The organism is Bacillus sp. JK74 (genome assembly GCF_053663395.1).
The window spans coordinates 732,178-754,289 of the sequence record NZ_JBSJQB010000002.1 but is presented as its reverse complement, the minus strand read 5'-3'; the positions used below and the strand labels follow the sequence as shown (position 1 = coordinate 754,289).

27 protein-coding genes are annotated in these 22,112 nt (G+C 46.6%); 22 read left to right on the top strand and 5 right to left on the bottom strand.

Annotated features, from left to right (window positions below):
* The first annotated feature begins 87 nt into the window (after positions 1-87).
* The 5 genes from uxaC to ACWJJ5_RS08135 all read left to right on the top strand — a co-directional run bounded on the left by uxaC (position 88) and on the right by ACWJJ5_RS08135 (position 6,981).
* Positions 88-1,485 carry a glucuronate isomerase gene (gene uxaC / locus ACWJJ5_RS08155; protein ID WP_454022333.1) on the top strand — a complete coding sequence of 466 codons (1,398 nt, stop codon included), beginning with the start codon at positions 88-90 and terminating at the stop codon, positions 1,483-1,485.
* 24 nt (positions 1,486-1,509) lie between these two features.
* Positions 1,510-2,901: an MFS transporter gene (locus ACWJJ5_RS08150; RefSeq protein WP_128574765.1), complete on the top strand. Its 1,392-nt coding sequence runs from the start codon at positions 1,510-1,512 to the stop codon at positions 2,899-2,901.
* A gap of 70 nt (positions 2,902-2,971) precedes the next feature.
* Entirely contained in the window at positions 2,972-3,970 is a 999-nt protein-coding gene (locus ACWJJ5_RS08145) for a LacI family DNA-binding transcriptional regulator (protein WP_146276561.1), read from the top strand.
* A 75-nt stretch (positions 3,971-4,045) separates the two neighbouring features.
* Positions 4,046-5,491, top strand: coding sequence for a tagaturonate reductase (locus ACWJJ5_RS08140; protein WP_454022332.1), 1,446 nt, complete (start codon positions 4,046-4,048; stop codon positions 5,489-5,491).
* A complete protein-coding gene (locus ACWJJ5_RS08135; protein WP_070081667.1) occupies positions 5,488-6,981 on the top strand; it encodes a UxaA family hydrolase in 1,494 nt (497 codons plus the stop codon). Before ACWJJ5_RS08140 ends, ACWJJ5_RS08135 begins: the two co-directional genes overlap by 4 nt.
* Before the next feature lie 33 nt (positions 6,982-7,014).
* On the opposite strand, the gene ACWJJ5_RS08130 is transcribed toward ACWJJ5_RS08135, so the two are convergent.
* Both ACWJJ5_RS08130 and ACWJJ5_RS08125 read right to left on the bottom strand, forming a co-directional pair.
* Complete coding sequence (locus tag ACWJJ5_RS08130; protein WP_015388360.1) at positions 7,015-7,779, bottom strand: sulfite exporter TauE/SafE family protein; 765 nt, start codon at positions 7,777-7,779, stop codon at positions 7,015-7,017.
* Positions 7,780-7,927: 148 nt separating this feature from the next.
* Complete coding sequence (locus tag ACWJJ5_RS08125; protein WP_025851837.1) at positions 7,928-8,395, bottom strand: DinB family protein; 468 nt, start codon at positions 8,393-8,395, stop codon at positions 7,928-7,930.
* A 204-nt stretch (positions 8,396-8,599) separates the two neighbouring features.
* On the opposite strand from ACWJJ5_RS08125, the gene ACWJJ5_RS08120 reads away from it, so the two are divergent.
* The 3 genes from ACWJJ5_RS08120 to ACWJJ5_RS08110 all read left to right on the top strand — a co-directional run bounded on the left by ACWJJ5_RS08120 (position 8,600) and on the right by ACWJJ5_RS08110 (position 10,955).
* Complete coding sequence (locus tag ACWJJ5_RS08120; protein ID WP_087920760.1) at positions 8,600-9,736, top strand: Rap family tetratricopeptide repeat protein; 1,137 nt, start codon at positions 8,600-8,602, stop codon at positions 9,734-9,736.
* Entirely contained in the window at positions 9,726-9,860 is a 135-nt protein-coding gene (locus tag ACWJJ5_RS08115; RefSeq protein ID WP_003154881.1) for a PhrA family phosphatase inhibitor, read from the top strand. The genes ACWJJ5_RS08120 and ACWJJ5_RS08115 overlap by 11 nt, the downstream gene beginning before the upstream one ends.
* Positions 9,861-10,001: 141 nt before the next feature.
* Complete coding sequence (locus ACWJJ5_RS08110; RefSeq protein ID WP_003154880.1) at positions 10,002-10,955, top strand: N-acetylmuramoyl-L-alanine amidase; 954 nt, start codon at positions 10,002-10,004, stop codon at positions 10,953-10,955.
* A gap of 38 nt (positions 10,956-10,993) precedes the next feature.
* Here ACWJJ5_RS08110 and ACWJJ5_RS08105 read toward each other — a convergent pair whose 3' ends face one another.
* Positions 10,994-11,371 carry a PH domain-containing protein gene (locus ACWJJ5_RS08105; protein WP_007610770.1) on the bottom strand — a complete coding sequence of 126 codons (378 nt, stop codon included), beginning with the start codon at positions 11,369-11,371 and terminating at the stop codon, positions 10,994-10,996.
* 108 nt (positions 11,372-11,479) lie between these two features.
* On the opposite strand from ACWJJ5_RS08105, the gene ACWJJ5_RS08100 reads away from it, so the two are divergent.
* Both ACWJJ5_RS08100 and ACWJJ5_RS08095 read left to right on the top strand, forming a co-directional pair.
* A complete protein-coding gene (locus tag ACWJJ5_RS08100) occupies positions 11,480-12,085 on the top strand; it encodes a poly-gamma-glutamate hydrolase family protein (RefSeq protein WP_454022331.1) in 606 nt (201 codons plus the stop codon).
* Positions 12,075-12,224: a hypothetical protein gene (locus ACWJJ5_RS08095; RefSeq protein WP_172614616.1), complete on the top strand. Its 150-nt coding sequence runs from the start codon at positions 12,075-12,077 to the stop codon at positions 12,222-12,224. The genes ACWJJ5_RS08100 and ACWJJ5_RS08095 overlap by 11 nt, the downstream gene beginning before the upstream one ends.
* 15 nt (positions 12,225-12,239) lie before the next feature.
* Here the strand turns inward: ACWJJ5_RS08095 and ACWJJ5_RS08090 are convergent, their stop codons facing one another.
* The gene (locus ACWJJ5_RS08090; RefSeq protein WP_003154873.1) at positions 12,240-12,830 is read right to left on the bottom strand and encodes an ImmA/IrrE family metallo-endopeptidase; all 591 of its coding nucleotides are present in this window, start codon (positions 12,828-12,830) and stop codon (positions 12,240-12,242) included.
* Positions 12,831-12,978: 148 nt separating this feature from the next.
* Positions 12,979-13,317 carry an HTH-type transcriptional regulator Xre gene (xre, locus tag ACWJJ5_RS08085; protein ID WP_003154871.1) on the bottom strand — a complete coding sequence of 113 codons (339 nt, stop codon included), beginning with the start codon at positions 13,315-13,317 and terminating at the stop codon, positions 12,979-12,981.
* 191 nt (positions 13,318-13,508) lie between these two features.
* Here xre and ACWJJ5_RS08080 point away from each other — a divergent pair, with 191 nt between their 5' ends.
* The 12 genes from ACWJJ5_RS08080 (at position 13,509) to ACWJJ5_RS08025 (ending at position 22,102) form a co-directional block, all read left to right on the top strand.
* The gene (locus ACWJJ5_RS08080; RefSeq protein ID WP_173612670.1) at positions 13,509-13,688 is read left to right on the top strand and encodes a hypothetical protein; all 180 of its coding nucleotides are present in this window, start codon (positions 13,509-13,511) and stop codon (positions 13,686-13,688) included.
* Entirely contained in the window at positions 13,678-14,505 is an 828-nt protein-coding gene (locus ACWJJ5_RS08075) for a phage portal protein (RefSeq protein ID WP_454022330.1), read from the top strand. Before ACWJJ5_RS08080 ends, ACWJJ5_RS08075 begins: the two co-directional genes overlap by 11 nt.
* Positions 14,405-15,205: an ATP-binding protein gene (locus tag ACWJJ5_RS08070; protein ID WP_063174228.1), complete on the top strand. Its 801-nt coding sequence runs from the start codon at positions 14,405-14,407 to the stop codon at positions 15,203-15,205. Before ACWJJ5_RS08075 ends, ACWJJ5_RS08070 begins: the two co-directional genes overlap by 101 nt.
* Complete coding sequence (locus ACWJJ5_RS08065; RefSeq protein ID WP_095836059.1) at positions 15,205-15,372, top strand: hypothetical protein; 168 nt, start codon at positions 15,205-15,207, stop codon at positions 15,370-15,372. Before ACWJJ5_RS08070 ends, ACWJJ5_RS08065 begins: the two co-directional genes overlap by 1 nt.
* Positions 15,373-15,469: 97 nt before the next feature.
* A complete protein-coding gene (locus ACWJJ5_RS08060) occupies positions 15,470-15,811 on the top strand; it encodes a hypothetical protein (protein ID WP_039251797.1) in 342 nt (113 codons plus the stop codon).
* On the top strand, positions 15,801-16,004 hold the full coding sequence (locus ACWJJ5_RS08055; protein WP_003154859.1) for an XtrA/YqaO family protein: 204 nt from the start codon (positions 15,801-15,803) through the stop codon (positions 16,002-16,004). Before ACWJJ5_RS08060 ends, ACWJJ5_RS08055 begins: the two co-directional genes overlap by 11 nt.
* A 113-nt stretch (positions 16,005-16,117) precedes the next feature.
* Complete coding sequence (locus ACWJJ5_RS08050) at positions 16,118-16,630, top strand: sigma-70 family RNA polymerase sigma factor (RefSeq protein ID WP_146283609.1); 513 nt, start codon at positions 16,118-16,120, stop codon at positions 16,628-16,630.
* Between the two features lie 112 nt (positions 16,631-16,742).
* Positions 16,743-17,540 (top strand): terminase small subunit, encoded by a 798-nt coding sequence (locus tag ACWJJ5_RS08045; RefSeq protein WP_165408939.1) that lies wholly within the window; start codon positions 16,743-16,745, stop codon positions 17,538-17,540.
* Positions 17,537-18,835: a PBSX family phage terminase large subunit gene (locus ACWJJ5_RS08040; protein ID WP_454022329.1), complete on the top strand. Its 1,299-nt coding sequence runs from the start codon at positions 17,537-17,539 to the stop codon at positions 18,833-18,835. Before ACWJJ5_RS08045 ends, ACWJJ5_RS08040 begins: the two co-directional genes overlap by 4 nt.
* A 48-nt stretch (positions 18,836-18,883) precedes the next feature.
* Positions 18,884-20,275: a phage portal protein gene (locus ACWJJ5_RS08035; protein ID WP_088005490.1), complete on the top strand. Its 1,392-nt coding sequence runs from the start codon at positions 18,884-18,886 to the stop codon at positions 20,273-20,275.
* A gap of 19 nt (positions 20,276-20,294) precedes the next feature.
* Positions 20,295-21,140: an XkdF-like putative serine protease domain-containing protein gene (locus ACWJJ5_RS08030; RefSeq protein WP_015417286.1), complete on the top strand. Its 846-nt coding sequence runs from the start codon at positions 20,295-20,297 to the stop codon at positions 21,138-21,140.
* A gap of 26 nt (positions 21,141-21,166) precedes the next feature.
* On the top strand, positions 21,167-22,102 hold the full coding sequence (locus tag ACWJJ5_RS08025; RefSeq protein ID WP_007407274.1) for a phage major capsid protein: 936 nt from the start codon (positions 21,167-21,169) through the stop codon (positions 22,100-22,102).
* The last annotated feature ends 10 nt before the right edge of the window (positions 22,103-22,112 follow it).

Below are 22,112 nucleotides of genomic sequence, written 5' to 3'. Positions count from 1 at the left end.
AATGATTGATATGTGAGAAAGAGGAAGCTAAAATAAAAAAGAACCATTTTGTTAACGTTAACATTTTATAAGAGGGAGGATGAAAGTGTGAAAGCTTTTATGGGTGATGACTTTTTACTGGATAGTAAAACGGCCGTAAAGCTGTACCGGGAATACGCTGAAAACATGCCGATCATTGATTATCACTGTCACTTAAGCCCAAAGGAAATCTATGAAAATAAAACCTTCGCAACCATTACGGAGGCATGGCTTTACGGTGACCACTACAAGTGGCGGATTATGAGGGCCAACGGCATTGAAGAGCGCTGCATTACCGGAAACGCTTCAGATGAAGAGAAGTTTTTCGCCTGGGCAAAAACGGTGCCGATGGCGATAGGCAATCCGCTGTACAGCTGGACGCATTTAGAGCTGCAGCGCTGGTTCGGCATTTATGACGTATTGAATGAAAAAACGGCCGCGGCAATTTGGAAAAAAACGAATGAGCTCCTGCAGGGAGACGGGTTTGGCGCAAGGGATCTCATTCTGAAATCAAATGTCAAAGTCATTTGCACAACCGACGATCCTGCCGATGCGCTGACATACCATGAACTGTTAAAAGAAAGTGATTTTCCGGTTCAAGTGCTGCCCGGATTTCGGCCTGACAAAGGACTGGACATCAGCAGCCCGGGTTTTGCCGATTGGGTCCGGTCGCTGGAGAGCGCTTCCGGAATGGCTGTCACCACCTACCAATCGTATTTGGATGCGTTGGAATCCCGCGTCCGCTTCTTTCACAGTGCCGGGGGAAGAGTGTCGGATCACGCATTAGATCAAATGGTTTATGCCGAGACGACCGAAGAGGAAGCGGCCCGGATTTTTGCCGCCGGATTAAGCGGAGAGCATGTGTCTTTTGAAGATGAAAAGAAATTCAAAACACGGACGCTGCAATATCTTTGCGGTCTTTACGCCGAACTGGACTGGGCGATGCAGTTCCATATTAACGCGTTAAGAAATACCAATACAAATAAGTTCAGCAGCCTCGGTCCTGATACGGGATATGACTCGATTAATGATGAACGTATCGCAAAACCGCTTGCCCGGCTGTTAGATTCCGCCGAAAAAAAGCGGCAATTGCCTAAAACGATTTTGTATTCTCTGAATCCGAATGACAACTATATTATCGCCAGCATGATCAACAGCTTTCAGGATGGGAAAACACCGGGGAAAATTCAATTCGGCACAGCCTGGTGGTTCAATGACACGAAAGATGGAATGCTCCAGCAAATGAAAGCGTTATCAAATATGGGTCTGTTCAGCCGTTTTATCGGGATGCTGACGGATTCAAGAAGTTTCCTGTCCTATCCCCGCCATGAATACTTCAGGCGGCTTGTCTGCACGCTGATCGGCGGCTGGGCGGAACAAGGCGAAGCGCCCTGCGATATGGAGCTTTTAGGGAGGATTGTCGAGGGAATTTGTTACCGGAATGCTGAGGAATATTTCCGCTTTTAAAAAATGGAATGAAAGAGGTGGCCTATGAGTAATGTGCCTGTCGTGACAGCACCTGCCGCAAAAGTGAAGGAGCATAAGCTGAGTCTGAAAGAAAAAGTATCCTATGGTTTCGGAGATTTTGGGAACGGATTTATGTTTGATCTCGGGCAGATCTATTTGCTGAAGTTTTTCACAGATGTCGCAGGCATTCCGGCAGCGTTCGCCGGCAGTATTTTTTTGGTCAGCAAGCTGTTTGCGGCTTTGACTGATCCGATTGTCGGCTCGGCCATTGACTACAGAAAAAAGATCGGACCCCGGGGGAAATTCAGGCCGTACTTATTATTCGGAAGTATTATTCTTGCGGTCATGACCGTATTGATTTTTGTGTCACCGGACGTGAGTGTCACCTGGAAGCTTGTGTACGCCTATGCGTCTTACATGCTGTGGGGGGTCGCTTATTCTTTCGTCAATATTCCGTACGGCTCCCTCGGTGCAGCCATTACACAGGATGCGGAGGACAGAACGGCGCTTTCCGCATTCCGCCAGATCGGTTCTCTCGGCGCGCTGCTCATTACAAGTGTCATCGTCATCCCGATTCTCGTTCATTTTGATAACGTTCACATCGGCTACCCGGCAGTCATGGGAATGATGGCCGTAATCGGAATCGCGGGATTTATGATCTGCTACCGAAACTGCATAGAAAGAATTATCGTCCGTGAAGCGCCGAAAGAAAAGCTGTCCGTCATGTCGGTTTTCAAATGCTTTATCGGCAACAAACCGCTTCTGACTGTCGTTTTCATGACGATTTTCTCAATATCGGCATACAACATTAAATCCGCTATGCTTGTTTACTTCGCCCAATACAATCTCAACAATGCGGAGCTGATGTCCTACATGAGTTTTATCATCATCGGCTCTTCATTTTTAGGTGTGTTGTTTATGCCGAAACTCGTCAAACGCTTCGGAAAAAAGCAAACGGTGATGATCGGTTTTGCCGTCAGCGCCGCGGCTGATGCGCTGAATTTCTGTCTCCCGTCAAATGTATATATCTTTACGGCGTTAGCGAGCATTGCTTTTATCGGGATCAGCATACCAAACGGCATTACGTGGGCGCTTGTGTCGGACATTATTGATTACGGAGAGTGGAAGACGGGTGAACGGAAGGAGGCGACGACATATTCGCTTTTTAACTTCTCCAGAAAACTCGCCCAATCTTTATCAGGTTTTCTTTCAGGCATCGGGCTGAGCGTTATCGGCTATATCCCGAATGCCTCTCAGACAAAAGGCACGTTAATCGGGATTAAAGGGCTTCTGCTGCTGTACCCGGCTTTCGCTTTAGCGTGCGCCATGCTGATTATCGGTTTAATGTATAAACTGACGGACCGGCAGCATGCCGAGCTCGTTCAGGACTTACATCATGCAAAACCTCAACTTTAGTGATTTTATGGACTGTCCGTTAATGGTACAATAGAAATAAATGCCAGCATACAGAAAGAAAGGAAAAACGATGGTAACCATAAAAGATATCGCAAAACTCGCCAACGTATCCCACACAACCGTATCCCGGGCACTTAACGGCAGCCCCCACATTAAAGAGCATACAAAACAGAAAATATTAGAGCTCGCTTCACAGCTGAATTACACACCGAATGTAAATGCAAAAAGCCTTGCCATGCAAAAGTCCCATACGATCGGACTGTTTTTTACAAGCATCACCAACGGAACCTCACACAGCTTTTTTTCCGATACCATCAAAGGTGTAAACCGCACAATCAGTGAGGAATACAATTTGTTCGTCCGCGCGATTGACGATCTGAAAAGCTTTGAAACCATTACGCCCATGAGATATGACGGAATCATTTTAATGAGCCAAAGCGACAGTGATAATTCATTTATTTATCATATCCGCGAGAAAAACATCCCGCTCGTCGTGCTGAACCGGGACATTGATGACCGGAGCATCACGAATATCCTGTCAAACGATAAAGAAGGCTCCAGACAGGCGGTCGACTGCCTGATCGCAAACGGACACAGAGATATCGCGATCATTGAGGGAAAGGAAGGATTCAGGTCAACTTCTCAGCGGAAAGAAGGCTATTTGACATCTTTAATTGATCATTCTATCCCGATTAAGCATGAATACAGTGTAAAAGGCCGCTATGATATGGAAAGCGGCAGTCAGGCGATGGAAAAACTCTTGTCGCTTCAATCACCGCCTACGGCTGTTTTTTGTTCAAACGATGATATGGCGATCGGGGCGATGAATACCATTTTCGCCAAAGGCCTGAACGTTCCGGAAGATATATCCGTTATCGGGTTTGATGACATCGGCATTTCCCAATACATGACGCCGAGGCTTTCGACCGTAAAACGCCCGGTTGAAAAAATCAGCATACTCGGCGCAGAGAAGATTTTGGCGCTTATCACCGACCCGGATACGGCGGCGGAAAAAATATACGAAAACACCGAGGTGATGATAAGAGACTCAATTAAAAAACTCACATAACAGCCCGTCTGAATATCCGGATTTTCGTACGGGAGAATGTTAACGTGTGCATAAATGCAGAAGGAGGCGGACAGCTTGCGGCAGCTGAATAAAAAGATGTGCGGTGAATACATTCAATATCCTGAAAAAGTCCTTCAGTTCGGCGAAGGCAACTTTTTGCGGGCCTTCGCTGACTGGCAGATCGATCAATTGAATCAATTGACGGATTTTAACGGAAGCGTTGTCGCCGTACAGCCGAGAGGCTCTGAGAAAATCAAACGTTTAAACGAACAGGACGGTTTGTTTACGCTTTTTTTGCAGGGGATAAAGGATGGAAAACCGGCTGAAGAACACACGATCGTCAAATCCATCAGCCGCGGCATTGATCTTTTTTCTGACTATGATTCCTTTAAACGGCTGGCAGCACAAGAGGATATTCGATTTATCATTTCCAATACGACAGAAGCGGGAATTACGTTTGAGAAAGGCGACCGGCTTGAGGATAGACCTCAAAAAACATTCCCTGGGAAATTAGCGGCGTTCCTTTATTTCCGCTATAAGGCATTTGCGGGTGACGCCGAGAAAGGGTGCATTGTGCTTCCATGTGAACTGGTCGAAGAAAACGGACGGAAACTGAAGGCGGCCGTGCTTCAATATGCCGGGCTGTGGGAGCTGGAGCCTGAGTTTACTCAATGGATTCATGATGCGAACATCTTCTGCAATACCCTCGTGGATCGGATTGTTCCCGGATTTCCTGTTGATACCGCGGAAGAACTTACCGATTTTCTCGGATACGAAGACCGTCTGCTTGTGGTCGGTGAGCATTATTATTTGTGGGTGATAGAAGGGCCGGAACAGCTTCAGAATGAGCTTCCTTTTGCTGATGCCGGGCTGAACGCACTGATCACGTCTGACCTTACGCCTTACAGGACAAAAAAGGTGAGAATCTTAAACGGCGCTCATACGGCATTGGCGCCAGTGGCTTTATTATACGGACTGCAAACCGTCCGGGAAGCGGCTGAGCACGAGGTGACGGGCAGATTCATCGAAGAGCTGATCAATGAAGAAATCCTTCCCGTGCTGCAAATGGAGGGTGTCACCCAGTATGCGGCAGATGTGTTACACCGGTTTAAAAACCCTTATATCCAACATTATCTGCAAAGCATCACCCTTAACGCCGCCGCAAAATTCAAAACAAGAAACCTGCCGACGCTGAAGGCTTATATCGAACAGGAGGGCCGGCTTCCTGAGAGGCTGGTATTTTCATTCAGCGCCATGATCTATTCATACTGGAACGGGCTGAACAAACCGGCAGATGGCGAGGAGGTTCTGAACCGTTTTCAAATGGCGCGGTCCCGTTGCAAAGATGATATGTTTCAAGCGGCATTTTCTATATTAGGAGAAGAGCGATTGTGGGGAAAGAATCTGAACCATCTTCCGGGGCTGACTGAACGAACGGCTTTTTTTCTCTCTGTCATTCATAAGCGGGGGATGAAGCATGCGTTACATGAATGCTGCGGCAATAAGGGGGAAGTGAAATGAAAGAGGTCATAAAAATCCATAAAAACGATAACGTGCTTCTCGCTATGCGCCATTTTAACAAAGGGGAGCGGCTGCATACAGACGGACTGACGATTGAAGTGAAGGACCCTGTAAAGCGGGGGCATAAAATCGCGCTGCAAACCATTGAAGAAAACGGCAGCATCATTAAATACGGTTTTTCGATCGGGCGTGCGACAAGGCGGATTTCGGCCGGCGAGCATATTCATACCCATAATCTGCAAACGAATTTATCCGATGTGCAAGAATACACGTATTCACCGCGCTTCGAGGACAATCCTTTTACAAATGAGAACCGGACATTTCAAGGCTACAAAAGAGAAAACGGTACATCCGGCGTTCGGAATGAACTGTGGATCGTGCCTACAGTCGGCTGCGTAAACGGCGTCGCTGAGAAAATCTTGCAGCGCTTCGTAAAAGAGGCGAAAGACATTGCCCCCTTTGACAATGTGCTGGTTTTAAAACACCAATACGGCTGCTCCCAGCTTGGCGATGATCATGAGAATACGAAACAAATACTGATTAACGCCATTCGCCATCCAAATGCGGGCGGTGTGCTGGTTTTAGGGCTGGGCTGTGAAAATAATGAGCTGGCGGCAATTAAGGAAACGCTTTCTGAAGTGAACGGAGATCGGGTGAAATTTCTCGAATCACAGGCTGTCACAGATGAAATTGAAGCGGGGACAGCGCTTCTTAAAGAGATACACCTTGCGGCAAAGGGAGATAAACGTGAGGAGATTCCGCTGTCAGAATTGAGCATCGGATTGAAATGCGGCGGGTCGGACGGTTTTTCCGGCATCACCGCAAACCCTTTATTAGGGAGATTTTCAGATTACTTGATTGCACAGGGAGGGAGCACGGTCTTAACGGAGGTGCCTGAGATGTTCGGCGCTGAGACGATTCTCATGCAGCGTGCGGCGAGCGAAGAAGTGTTTCATAAAACAGTCCGATTGATCAATGATTTCAAGCAATATTTTATGAAGCACGAGCAGCCGATTTATGAAAACCCGTCACCAGGGAATAAGGAAGGCGGCATTTCAACTCTCGAAGACAAGTCGCTCGGCTGCACCCAAAAAGCCGGTCTTGCACCGGTTTCTGATGTGCTGACATACGGTGAAACACTGAAAACAAAGGGATTGACACTGCTCAGTGCGCCCGGCAATGATTTAATCGCTTCTTCAGCGCTCGCCGCGGCTGGCTGTCACATCGTGTTGTTTACAACCGGAAGAGGCACGCCGTTCGGCACATTTGTCCCGACTGTGAAAGTATCAACAAATACCGATTTATTTCAATCAAAGCCTCATTGGATTGATTACAACGCGGGGAGATTGGCGGAAGACGAAACAACAGAAGATCACATTGTAAGAGATTTTATTCAATACATTATTAACGTTGCAAGCGGACAATTCGTCAATAACGAAAAAAACGATTTTCGGGAGCTTGCAATCTTTAAGTCCGGTGTGACGTTATAAGGGAAAAGGCGATCTGACAACAGACCGCCTTTTTTAGATTAATTTTATCCCGCTGATTAAAATAATCGCCGCCATCACAAACTGCAGCGGGCGCGGTGAGAATTTCGGCGAAAAGAAGCTGCCGAGAAGCACACCCGGCACAGAGCCGATCAACAGATTCAATACAAGCAGGTAATCGACGCTTCCGAAGCTTGCGTTTAACAGACCGGCAACAGTTACGAGCAGAAAGGCATGTGCGATATCCGTTCCCACCACTTCTGCCGTTTTCATTCTGAACAGGTATAACATGGCGATCGCAAATAATGAGCCGGACCCAATAGATGTCAGGCCGACGATGAAGCCGAAAATGACGCCGATCAGTATCATGAGTGTCCGCTTTTCTTCAAGTGTTTTTTGCTGCCAGCGGTTCGGCCGCAGTTTTTTATCGAAAAAAAGGCGGGCGATAATGGAAATAGCGACAAGGGTCAGCACGTAGCCGAGCGCCTGTTTGATAATCTGCTCCTGATGCTGGTGAAAAGCGGGAAACAAGTGAAGAATACCGATGGCGGCTGTTGCGCTGGGAATGCTCCCGAGCGCCAAGTAGCCGACAAGTTTAAATTGAACGGTGCGCTGCTTCCAATGAGAAACGACACCGAACAGTTTGGTGATGGAATTATATAAAAGGTCAGTGCCGACGGCGATTGAGGGGTTGATCCCTAAAACGATCAGTAAAGGAGTCAAAAGCGCCGCTCCTCCCACACCCGTCAATCCGACCAGCGTTCCGACAAAGAAACCCATAAACACAATGCTTACAGTCATCTGTGTGCCTCCTGAATAATCCTACTATTTTTATCAGATTATATATGATTAAGAGGCGGTAATCAATTAAATTTTCGGAAAATTTTATACAGAACAAAAAAATCCGCCTGCCTGCTGTTATTTCGCAGATCGGCGGATGATGGCCGGATTATGATTTTTGCTGATAAAACGGAAGTTCCGTGTGGCCCATTTCTCTGACATACACGAAAAGATTGCCTTTATGATGAATTTCATGCTCCATGGCAAGCTGAAGGAGAGCCGCGCCGGTTATTTTTCTGCCGAAAGAGGCAGTCAGGTCAATTTCGCGGTTCAGCTGCTCTTCAGTCAGCTGTGACAGGATGTTTATCGTTTTTTCAGTACATGCTTCAGCCAGTTTGACGAGGTCTGTTTCCGCTTCTTCTTTCGGTTTGTTCTGGATAGCTGATCCGTTTCCGTCGTTAATGACGTTTGCAAACATAAGAAAAGAATAAACGATGTGTTTTACAAGTTCCTGAGCGGACATTGATGTCTCTGCCGGCTTGTAGTCGTAATGCTCGCGGCTGATTTTTTCCGCCAGCTCAATCGTCACGTTTCGATGTGACAGAAAGTGGCTGACCAATTGATTTTGTGCTGTCATGTGAAAACCCCCATTTAATACAGAATAAAAGCTGCAAGGATATGCTATATCAACGGCACGGAAGAAACAAGCAATAAGCTTGTGATGAAGATAAATCGTTGCGGATATCCGAAATTCGACAATTGCGGTCTTTTTGCGTTCTTCTTTTTCTAGCAATTATGATAAAATATGACATATCTCGGTCATTCCAAAAGGGGGGATTTATTGAGGATGAAGCAGACTATTCCGTCCTCTTTTGTCGGGCTCAAAATTAATGAATGGTATACCCATATCCGGCAGTTTCACGTCCTTGAGGCGGAGCGCGTCAAACGTGAAGTAGAGAGAGAGATTGAGGATATGGAAGAAGATCAGGATCTGCTGCTGTATTATTCATTAATGGAATTCAGACACCGCGTCATGCTGGATTACATCAAGCCCTTAAAGGAGGACCCTTCTCAGCCTGAGTTTTCAGAATTATTGGAAGACATTGAAGGCAACCAGTATAAACTGACAGGACTGCTTGATTACTACTTTAATTTTTTTCGAGGAATGTACGAATTTAAACAGAAAATGTTCCTAAACGCCATGATGTATTACAAACGGGCTGAAAAAAACCTTGCACTCGTTTCTGATGACATCGAGAAAGCTGAGTTTGCTTTTAAAATGGCCGAGATTTTTTACAACCTGAAACAAACCTACGTCTCCATGAGTTATGCCGTTCAAGCCCTTGAAACGTACCAATCGTATGAGACGTACAACGTCCGCAGAATCCAATGTGAATTCGTTATTGCAGGGAATTATGATGACATGCAGTATCCAGAAAGAGCATTGCCCCACTTAGAACTTGCTTTAGATCTTGCAAAACAAGAAGGCAATCCCCGTCTTATCAGTTCAGCCTTATATAATCTCGGAAACTGTTACGAAAAAATGGGAGACCTCTCTAAAGCAGCCGAATATTTTGAGACATCCGTTTCCATTTGCAGGTCAGAAAAGTTCGATAATCTTCCGCATTCTATTTACTCATTAACACAGGTTCTTTATAAACAGAACACTACAGCCGAAGCAGAGAAGCAATATCGCCTCGGGCTCAGTATCGCCCGCGAATACAATGATGAATTGTTTGTCAATCTGTTCCAATTTTTGCATGCGTTATACGGCAAGGAAATGGATAACGCATCCGTCAGGCACACGTTTGATTTTCTGGAAGAACACATGCTGTATCCGTATGTGGAAGAATTGGCGCATGACGCTGCCAAATTTTACATGAAACACGGACAGCCTGAAAAAGCGCTCACGTTTTATGAAAAAATGGTGCACGCCCAAAAACAAATCCAGAGAGGAGATTGTCTATATGAAATCTAAACTGTTGTCAGGATTGCTGCTTGTTGCTGTCGGGTTCAGCTTTACACAGGTGATCGGCCATGAAAGCCATTTGGAAAACCAAGCGGACGGCACATTCCATATTGCCGCGCGCAACCAAACATAACATAAAGACCCTTCTTTGGAAGGGTCTTATTTTTTGCATGCGTATCCATTCCATTTTTATCCGAATGCAGGGTCTATATACTCAGTTATCTGTCCTACGAATGCCACCTATTGATGAAAAAGGCATAAGGAGAGATGAAGAGTGGGGATTGAAGTGAAAAAACGGCTCGTATCGGCTGATAAATATGCGTTAAAATGTCCGAATCCGATGACGCCGGAGTATATTACCATTCATAACACGGCAAACGACGCATCCGCCGCTAATGAAATTAGCTATATGACGGGAAACAGCGAATCAACGAGCTATCATTTTGCGGTTGATGACAAAGAAGTGATCCAGGGAATTCCGTTGGACCGGAATGCCTGGCATTCGGGAGACGGCACGAACGGTACCGGAAACCGAAAGTCGATTGCTATAGAAATCTGTTACAGCAAGTCAGGCGGCGAACGGTACAGAGCCGCAGAAGAACTGGCGATTGCGTTTGCGGCGCAGCTTTTGAAAGAACGGGGCTGGGGGATTGACAGAATCAGAAAGCATCAGGACTGGAACGGAAAGTACTGCCCGCACCGCATTTTGTCTGAAGGCCGCTGGGATGAAGTGAAGGCGAAGATTGAAAAGAAATTAAGCGGAAGTATGCCGGCGAAAAAAGCCTCTATTTCTTCTTCTGCGTCTGAATACCATGTGAAAAAAGGCGACACCTTATCGGAAATCGCCGCATCGCACGGTGTCAGCGTAAAATCGCTGCAAAGCATCAACCATATCACCGATCCGAATCACATTACAGTCGGACAAGTGATCAAGCTCGCTCAGACGGGTTCTTCTTCAAAAAGTCAGGCTGTGTCTTCCTATCCGCTTCCATCCGGTGTGATCAAAGTGACGAAACCGCTGACGAAAGGGACAAACGTAAAACAAGTGCAAAACGCTTTATCCGCACTTTATTTTTATCCCGATAAAGGAGCAAAAAATCATGGGGCGGACGGCGTTTACGGACCGAAAACGGCAAATGCCGTAAAACGTTTTCAATCCGTCAGCGGATTAACGGCAGACGGAATTTACGGCCCGAAAACGAAGGCGAAAATTGAAGAAAAACTGTAATCAATAAAACGGAAGCTCCCCGGGCTTCCGTTTTATTCTTACATACAAACTGCGGCAAGGGCCTTTTGAATATCATAAATGCTTTCATCTTTTTTAAACTGCTTTGAGACAGCGGGAAGTTCCGCGCCTGAAATCCAAATTTTCAGCTCTGAATCAAGGTCGAAGCGGCCGGCGGTTTCTACGCTGAATCTGGAAATGCTCTTGTACGGAATGGATTGAATCTCCGTTTTCTTCCCCGTTAGTCCCTGTTTATCAACAAGAATAAGACGCTTATCCGTAAAGACAATGATATCTCGGACAAGCTTAAATGCGGCGTTGACATTCTCACCTTCCAGCAAAATACGGGCCAGTTCTGCTTTTGCTTCAGCCGTCGATATTGTCGACGCATTGCCCAGCAATCCGTTGATGAACCCCATAATATCTCCCCCCTGATACGTATTCTATCAATCATACTATAAAAAGGTTTCCATTCCCAGATGAGTAGAGTAAACTGGTGCTGACTGGAAAAGGAGAGCATGTTACACATGAAAGACAGATATGACAGCTTCGCAGCTCTTTCCGCTGCTGAATCGGAATACAGAATTATTTATGAAGAAAAAGAGGGAAGTAAATGTATCGTCCTCGCTCCCCACGGCGGCAGGATTGAGCCGGGTGTCAGTGAGCTGGTGCAGGCATTTTCTGACCAAAGCTCAATTTATTTATTTGAAGGGACGAAGCGGTGCGATAACCGTTCTCTCCACTTGACAAGCACACGCTTTGACGAGCCCCTGGCTTTAGAAAAAGTGACCGCCCATCATTACGCATTGGCTTTTCACGGGTATCATGATCTGAAAAAGGCAAATACACTCGTCGGGGGCGCGGATCTGGAAAAAGCAAGACTGATTTGTGATCTGCTGCGTGAAGCGGGATTTGATGCCGAGCTGACAGAGAAGAATGATCGGCTGGCAGGTGTAAATCCCGGCAACATTGTCAATCGGACAAAAAGGAAAATGGGGCTGCAATTGGAAGTGAGCACGGCGCAGAGACACGCGCTGTTCAGCAATTTTGGCTGCCGGGTAGAAAAATACACGCCAACCGATCTGTTTTTTCGGTATGTAGAAACCGTGAAGGCCGGTTTTTATGATAAATGAACAGGGGGCCCGTTCTTACATTCACTGGAGCTATGCGGTGCATGAAGTGCTTGGCGGGCAGCACGGTGATTACAGCGTCATGATGCAAAAACCTTTTCTCCGATGTCAAAATGATGACATTCTGCCGGCTGTGTTCTAAGCCGGCGGAGAATCGCTAATTTTCAATAAAATACGGCGTTTTTTCTTCAGCGGCATGCAAGTGTGTCTGTCCGCTTCCATAATACACATTCGGCCGCTTGTCGGATAACAGACAAGCGAGCCGCTTCTGAAATTGAATACCTGCTTTACGCCGTTCAAACAGCTCGAGCCTTTTTTCCGCAAATGATGCCGTCACCCGGAAAGCGGCTGCGATTAAAATAACGGCGTGGCTCCTCCGCTGGGGCAGCTCCATGTTTAACAGCATAAAGGTCGGCACACAGAAGTGGTACATAAAATGGTTGGCCTGAAATTCCTGCAGTTCCCTGAACAGCTTGTTCATATGAAAATGGTTCCCGGTATGCTTCAGCACATGGCACAGTTCGTGCGCAAAATCCTGCCATTGCTCTTCGGGTGACTTTTTTTGATTCAGGACGATGCTGTACATGCCGTCCCGCTTCAGCATCATACTGTGCGTATCTTCAAAATGAATCCAAATGTCAAGCTCCTTGGCAATCATCTGCATATCAATATGGAGAGGGGCGGTCATTCCCATGCGGCAATATAAGTTTTTGACGTATTCCTCAAGATGTGTTAAAAAATCGCCCAATTGAATACACCCTTTCGAACATATGTTCTTTTTTAAGCGAGAAAGAAAAGCCCTGATCGGACTTTGAATCAATTCCCTTTTCTTTTAAAAATAAACATTCAGCTTTTATATCGGCTGAACGTTAAGCAGTTTAAAGGAAAAGAGCGGATTATTTATGTTTCGGCCTGCGGTTTTTCTCTTTTTCTTTTAAATAATTAATGAATTCAATGGCCTGCTGCTTGCTTTCCGGGGAAAAGTCCTGCATGTCCCGATATGCGATCTGCAGGTCGGGATCGGCAAACATGTCTTCATCTGAAGGTTCTTTTCCGGTTAACAAATAATCAGTCGACACTTTGAAATAATCCGCAAGCTTTTGCAGCGTGTCGTAATCGGGTTCAGATCGGCCGTTTTCATAATGAGAATATCTGGCGCGCGAGACACCGATATGATTTGCGACTTCTTCCTGCGTTTTCTTACCTCTGAGACTCTTTAATCTTCCGCCTATCATCCGAAATGACCTCTCTTTTTTCAACACCCTAAGTTACTTATGATTATAGATACAAAATGTATCAAAAGAAAGGGATGATAAAAAAAGTATCAAAAAGGTCTTGATGATACGAAATGTATCGTATATAATCAACATCATAGGGATACAAAATGTATCGAAATACGATAAGAAATTGATCAGGAGGGTGAGAGATGCAGGCGATAATCATCCGTTTCAGCAGCAATCCGGCTGACCAGAGATGTTTAGGAAAAGCAGGCGGTTCGATATCTTTTACCGCTTGCGGACTACCGGTATTCCGATTTGATAACCGATTGCAGTATGAGCGCTATATACGTCTGAAGAAAAATGGAGACGTCCCTTATGAATCGTAAAAGCTACCCGTTTTTCATCTATTCCGGATTATTGAATTCAGAACATTATGACAAAATGGGATCCGCCATTTGGCTGTTTTTATGGTTCATCAGCTCAACGACAAAGGAACATGTAAAAGACGGCGTAAAGTGGGGGATCGTCCTCGGACATAAGCCCGTAAAAGCAAGAGAAATGGCCGATGTATTCGCGGTCAGCGAAAAAACCGTCAGGCGGTGGCTCGAGAGCTTGGAACAGCATGATTATATCAAAACCGTCCGCGCCCCTTACGGACTCATCGTCTCCGTAAAGCACTCGAAAAGATTCACGCCGAAAAAGACATTGACCCGTCCGGAAGTTACAGACCGGACAATATCGGCGGATCACGGGGACAAAAATGTCCGGAGAGAAATAGATATAACAAAAAATCATACTGCTGAAGAAGCGATTAACGACATTGCCGCCCATTTTATCAGGTTAAGGTCTGCACAGGAGGGGCGGAGCGTATACCCGTCGCCCCGGGATTATCAGGCCATCGCCCGTATTGTTTCCCTCGGTGCGTCAGCACAAGAAGCAATCAAATGGCTAGGCGAATGCTTTACCGCTTTTGAACAGCGGCGCACCTCTTCAGCTGAAACGATCAAGGCTTTCAGCTATTGCGCCAAGTATATGGAAGACCGCTTGAATGCACGAATTGCGGGAAGGACAATCACAACAAAAAAAGAGAGGAATACGATACATGACAAAACGAACGATCGAGCAGATTCTTGCCGACCTGAAAAACGGAAAACGTCCATTACTGGCGGACAGACCGGAAGAATCAGACAAAAGCCGCTTTGACTGCCCGCTCTGTAAAGATCAGGGCGGTTATCTCAAAAACCAGCTGGGAATGGAAGTATGGGTTAAGTGCCGCTGCGCCGCCGAACGGAAAGTAGAACGCATTCTCGGCGCAAGTGAGATTACAGATGCCTTTCGGAAGCTGGATTTCAAAGGATTTATCACGCGGGGCAAGCCTCAGGCAGTCGTCGACGCATATGAGTGCGCCCTTGAATATGTTGAGAACTTCGACAAGATGAAAAACTGCCGGAAAAACAGCATTGCCCTTTTAGGGCGTCCGGGATCGGGAAAAACCCATCTTTTGACCGCTCTCAGCAATTATGTCATGAGACAGAAGCAGACACCGGTGCTGTATTTTCCTTTTGTGGAGGGCTTTACGGATTTAAAAAATGATTTTGATCTGCTCGATGCAAAGCTTGGCCGTATGAAACAGGCGGATGTGCTTTTTATTGACGATCTGTTCAAACCGCTGAACGGAAAACCCCGGGCGACCGATTGGCAGATTGAACAAATGTACGCCGTCGTGAATTACCGCTATTTAAATCATAAGCCGGTTCTTATCTCGAGCGAGCTGGCCTGTGACGGATTGGTGCAGGTTGATGAAGCCTTGGGCACAAGAATTTATGAGATGTGCAGCGATTATTTAGTCATCATTAATGGCAATTCATTTGACGTAAACCACAGATTAGAGGGGGCGAGATAATGTGTAAGCTGTGCGGGCCGAAGAAGGTCATTGTGATGGAAACGGGTTTCGGCGCTGTCTTTCACCCTTGCCCGAACTGCAAAACAGGCACTGATTTAACGCCGGTCATTAAACGGCTTGAACGAATGGTTCAAGACGCAAAAGCGAGGCTTGATGCACGTGTGTAAATATATCAAATGGCTTTTTTGCCTGCTGTTCAGGGCAAAACGGATAGAAAAGCAAATTGAAGCATGGCATGAGGCTGATGGAAAGTGAGGATCACCATTGCAAGAAAAACACAGCCCCGCTCCATGGCGGGCCGTACACAGCGGAGAAGAAAAACCCATTTACATTTATTCCGCTTACAGCGAAGCGGATAAAGAGAAGTTCCCTTATTCAAACGGAAGGCTCATCGCGGCCGTTTTCAACTTAAGTTCATACTCACAGCAGATCAACGCGGCATTGATGGCGAAAGCCCCGGAACTCTTTGAGGCGGCCGAAACGGCTCTCCGCCTGCTCCGGGGAGAAAGTTCTGAAGAAAAAGAAGCGTTCATAAATAAGCTCGGAAGCCTCATACATGAAGTGAACATTTTGAAAAAGACGGAGGACGTAAAACATGAATCCTAAAAAACTGACTGACATTGAACATACAACATTAAAAAGCCAGCTGGAAGAAGGCAAGGTTCGGGTGATTATAGTAGACGGACTGAAGAAGGAAGCATGGCTCGCCGAAGCGCCGGAGCACGGCAAAACGCTTGTCGAAACGCGAAAAGGGGATCTGGCCCGGGTCGAATATGAAATCGGCTTTAAATTGAATTAATCGAAAAAAACAGAATACGTCCAAGACGGAAAGCCTGCGGACACTGATCAATCGCGCACATGCTGCGCATTGGTTGGTGTCCTTTTTTTGTTCCGAAAAAGAGGAGGATTTACATGGAAGACTTACTATTTGACTATAAACGCACGCTGAAAGAGACGAAAAAGTGGTACAAGCAGCTGGAGGAAGCCGATGAAACGGTGCTTACTTCAGAAGAACTGAAAGATAAAAAAATCATCAGAACGATTATTACAGATTTGGAGTATGTCATCGAATGGCTTGAAAAAGGCCGGCAGCCCGGCATAAGAAGAGCGATAGACCGCAGAGACGCTTATCAGAGAATGCTCATTAAAGATCCGAGAATCATGGAAACCTATTCGCAGGCGCTGATGTTTGAACCGTCCGCAAATGTGACTGAAGAAGACAGAATCAGACTGCGGGACGCATTAGCCGTTTTAACGGATAGAGAAAAAGAAATGCTGCTGCTCCACAAAGCGGAATGCTTTTCGTATGAACGGATCGCCGCCTTGCTGAATGTAAAGAAATCAACCGTACAAACGACGGTCAAACGGGCGCTTCTAAAAATTCAAAAACAGCAGGAACAAAGAAATCAATCGCCTGCTTCATAAGTTGTCATACGTTTGCCACCTAGAAGTGAATAGACGATCAGAAAAAGCGGCCCGATTAGAAGCCGCTTTTTATTATAGACAATCATGTCGGAGGTGGCGGTGATGCCGTAGCATGAAAAACGCAAAAAGAGAACAGGCATTTACAATCTATCAGTCTCATAAAGGCCGCATCACAAATCGCGCCCTTGCCGGCAAATCAGGCGTATCCGCAAGAACGATCGGCAGATGGAAAAAAGAAGGGCGCTGGGACGAGGCGCTCAATAAGAACGCGGAAAGCGGCGGAAAAAACACCCCGGGCGAAGGTGATGAGTTAAACGAACGCCAGCGGCTGTTTTGTCTTTATTATGTGAAAAGCTTTAACGCCACCCAATCTGCGATAAAAGCCGGGTATTCACCGGAAAGCGCGCATGTGACGGGAAGCAGGCTGTTAAAAAACGAAAAAGTCGCTAAAGAAATCAGCCGCATGAAAAAGGAAATGGTCAATAAAGTGTTTGTCGAAGCGATGGACGTTCTTCAAGTCTATGTGAAAATCGCTTTCGCCGACATTACCGATTATGTAACCTTCGGAAAAAAAGAGGTTCAGGCCTTCGGAAAATCAGGGCCGCTCTTTGACGAAAATGATAATCCGATTATGCAGGAGATCAGCTACGTTGACGTTAAAGATTCGCACCTTCTGGACGGAACCATCGTCACGGAAGCAAAACTCGGGAAAGAAGGCATTGCAATAAAACTTGCCGACAAGATGAAGGCTCTTGAAAAGCTGTCCTTGTACTTTGATCTTTTCCCCGATCAATTTAAACAAAAAATCGAAAATGAAAAATTAAAGCTGGCTCAGCAGAAGATGGAAAAAACAGAAGACAGCCAAAAGCCGATTGACATTGTCATTACGCGGAAAGAGGAACGGACATGATTGAAAAAGCGGTCAACCCGCGCTTTGAAGATTATTTGTTCAATTGGAATGAAACGTACCAATTTCTCGTTGGAGGCTACGGCTCGTCAAAAAGCTATCATACCGCGCTGAAAATCATCCTGAAGCTGCTTCGTGAAAAGCGGACGGCCCTTGTCGTGCGGGAAGTATTCGATACGCACAGGGATTCTACTTTTGCCTTGTTTGAAGACATTATCGAGGAGCTTGAGCTGGGACATGCCGTAAAGGCCGTTTCTTCGCCGATGCAGCTGAGATTTTCAAACGGAAGCCGGATTATGTTTAAAGGGATGGACAACCCGGCCAAATTGAAATCCATTCATCATATTTCACTGATTTGGATTGAAGAATGCTCTGAAGTGAAGTATGAAGGCTTTAAGGAGCTGATCGGCCGTCTGCGTCATCCCGAGCTTTCGCTGCATATGATATGCACCACAAATCCCGTCGGCACCTCCAATTGGACGTATCGGCATTTTTTTCGTGATGAGCAAAAAAAACGGTTCGTATTGGATGATCAGACGCTGTATGAAAAAGGCACCGTCGTTAAGGGAGATACGTATTACCACCATTCCACAGCGTGCGATAATCTGTTTTTGCCGAAAAGCTATATTAAGCAGCTGGACAGCTTACGGCATTACGATCCCGATTTATACCGGATCGCCCGCAAAGGACAGTTCGGCGTCAACGGCATCCGCGTGTTTCCGCAGTTTCAGGTCATGGAGCACAACGAAGTAACGGAGCGGATTGCTTCCATCAGGCGCCCCCTGTTTCGGACGGGCATGGATTTCGGTTTTGAAGAGTCATACAATGCGGTCATTCGGCTTGCCGTCGATCCGGATCAAAAAGATCTTTATATTTTCTGGGAGTATTACAAAAACAAAATGACCGATGATCAGACAGCTGAGGAGCTTCAGGAATTGGCGGATCAAAAAGAGCTGATCAAAGCGGATTCGGCTGAGCCGAAAAGCATCCAATATTTCCGCAGGCAGGGATTTTGCATGGTCGCGGCCAAAAAGTTTCCGGGCTCAAGACTTCAGTATACAAAAAGGCTGAAACGGTTCAGACACATCTATTGCTCAGACAGCTGTGAAAATACGATCCGCGAATTGCAGAACTTAACGTACGCAAAAAACAAAAACGGCGCTCTGTCGGAAGATGAGTTTTCGATTGATCCCCACACACTTTCAGCCATTTGGTATGCGCTGGATGACTATGACGCGGCGGATCTGAAAGATGCATCACAAAAACGGAGACGTCCGAATCGGGAAAGGAGGAGATAGGCGTTGCCGAACTATCAAAACGTTAGAGCCACCGTCTTTAAATCAAAAATGGCCGCGCCGCAGGCAAGGCAGATGAACGAAGATCAATTTGCCGATCTGTACGGCGAAGACATCATTTCACCGCCCTATAATCTCATTGAACTGAAAACAATCGCCGAATACTCGACGATTCTTCAGCAGTGCATTGACGCGTATCGGGTCAATATTACGGGTTTTGGGTTCGATGTGGAATATACCTTTGATGTAAATAGCCCAGATTGCTCCCCGTCAAAAAAGGCCCGGGCCGAAAAAAACTGGATGAAGCTGGAGAGCTTTTACAAATGTCTTCATTTTGATGAATCGGCCGAGACGGTCCTCGGATATGCGATAGAAGACCGCGAAAAAACGGGCAACGGTTTCCTCGAAGTGCTTCGGGACGGCGCGGGAAAACCGGCGGGGATTGAATATCTGGATGTAAAACATATGCGCGTCTGCGGTGTGACTGATCCCGTTGAAGTTACATTTTCATATGAAGAAAACGGCGCATCCAAAACGATTAAAAGGCAAAAACGGTTCCGTAAATATGTTCAGATGCTGAACGGACGGAAAGTGTTTTTTAAGGAATACGGCGATCCCCGCATGATGGACATGAGAACCGGCGAATACGTAAAGACCCTGTCTGAAGAATACCGGGCAAATGAAGCCATTCACTTAAAAATCGGCAGCGGCACTTACGGCATTCCGCGCTGGGTCGGCAATATCGTCAATCTGTACGGCGCCCGGAAAGCGGAAGAACTGAATTTTATGTATTTCAAGCAGGGCCGTCATGTGCCGGCCGCCATTACGGTTGAAAACGGCATGCTGTCAGAAACCTCGTACAAAGAGCTTCAGGATTATATGAATGACCTGGAAGGGGTGGAAAACGCCCACAAATTTCTGCTGATTGAGGCGGAAGGCATTGCGAAGGAAAAAGACCTACACGGAGGCGAAGACATTACGCCCGTGTCTGTGGAAATTAAATCACTTGCGGAAATTCTGCAGGATGATGCGCTGTTTCTTGAATATGACGACAAAAGCAGAAATAAACTCCGTTCCGCTTTCCGTCTCCCGCCGCTTTATACGGGCGAGGCGCAGGAATACAACAAAGCCACAGCCGATACGGCACGGAAAATCACGGAGGAGCAGGTGTTTCAGCCGGAGCGGAAAACGCTGATTAATAAGCTCAACACGTTATTTTTGCCTGAACTGGGTCTCCACGATGTACAGCTCACATTAAAAGGGCCTGATTTTCGCGATCCGCTTGAAATTGCGAAGGTGCTTACGCCATTTATTTCCGCCGGCGCGGTCTCTCCTAATGACCTCCGTGATCTGGCGGGAAGAGTGCTCGGCAAGACGCTTGAGGAATGGCCTGAAGAGTACTACAGCAGGCCGGTGCTGAAAGGGAAAAAGGAGCAATCCTGAAAGGGGGTGAAAACATCTCGTGCCGAGAGAATTGAGAAATGCCGTCATCAGTTTTGTGAGCTATGTCGATAAGGCGGCGAACCAAACGGAATTCTTTTTTACAAAATCAGCCGGAGGCCTTCCGTCATTTGAAAAAAAGGTGCAGGTGTTTACAAAAAACGAATCGGATGAGCAGAAGCTTGTTTACGGCATCGTTTACGAGCCGGATGTCCCCGATGCACATGGCGATTATATGACGGCTGAAGAGATTGAAAAGGCCGCTCACGGTTTTTTGGCGGACGCCCGCAACATCGATACAAATCATAACTTTGAAGGCGGGACCGGCGAGGTGGTGGAGTCGTACGTCGCCCCGGATGACTTTGAAATCGGGAATGCTGTGATCCGGAAAGGATCTTGGGTGCTTGTCACCAAAGCTTCCGATGAAGTATGGGATCAGATTAAAGCCGGTATCATTACGGGCTACAGCATGGCGGGAACCGCTGACGTTTACGAAGAGCCGGCAGAAAAGCAAGCCGGCTTATTCGGCGCGGTCAAGCAATTTCTCGACCGTGACCGCAAATCAAGAAACCGCAAGGGAGAGGACTTGAACAAGATGAGAAAAGAAGACGTAAGAGAATCGATTGAACACGCGCTGCACCCGCTTTTAAAGCGGCTTGACAGTTTGGACCAGAACACGGAAGACAAAGACGGGGCGGCTGCGCCGTCTGATGAAGAAAAGCTGAAAACGCTTGTTGAGGACATGCTGGCGCCGATTATTAAACGCATTGAAGCGCTTGAAAAAGTAAGAGGCGCATCAAAGCAGCCGGAAGAAGAGACGGGCGGGCAAGAGCCTGTTAAAAAATCCATTTGGAGCGGACTGCTTTAAGCCCAGTCAGAAGGAGGAACTGTAGAGTGAGAAATCAAGATATCATCAGAAAGGCGGAAATGTCACTTTCCGCTTTAAAAAGCGGCGGTTTAATGAACCCCGCACAAGCTTCAGCATTTATCCGCATGGTGCAGAACACGCCGACCATTTTCAGCGAATCGCGTGTGATTCAAATGGAAAATGACTCGCAGAAATTTGAAAAAATCGGTTTCGGCCAGCGTATTCTGCGTGCCGCTGAGGAAGGAAAAGCTTTAACTGACGATCAGCTGACCGTCCCGGCAACAAGTACGGTGCAGCTGAATACGAAAGAAGTCATTGCGGAAATTAATATCACCTATGACACGCTTGAAAACAATATTGAAAAAGACGGCCTGCAGCAGACGATCATGCAGATTTTGGCGGAGCGGGCGGCAGTCGATATTGAGGAGCTTGTCGTAAACGGCGATACATCTTCTTCTGATCCGTACTTGGCACAGCTTGACGGAATCCGAAAGCAGACTGTATCTCACGTCATTGACGGAAACGGGGAAGAGCTGTCCAGAGCGACATTTAAAAAAGGCTTAAAAGCCATTCCGGCAAAATATTTGCGACTGCCTCAGGAATTCAGATTTTACACATCTCAAGGCATGGAGATTGAATGGAAAGACCGTGTGGCTGACCGTCAGACCAATCTGGGAGATCTTGCGGTGCAGGGCGGTTTGTCTTCAGCATTCGGCGTTCCGGTCAAAGGAGTGTCCAATCTGCAGCCGTACTCAGTCGGAGAAGGTGATTCCCAGTACGATGCGTCTGACATCATTTTGACTCACCCGAAAAATATCATTCTCGGTTTTTCAAGAAATATCCGAATCGAAGTAGATAAAGATATTCGCAGCCGCAAATTTATTATCGTACTGACGGCTAAACTTGACAGCAAATTTGAAGAAGAAGATGCAAGCGCCAAAATCGTAAACGTTAAAGAATAAGACGGGGGTG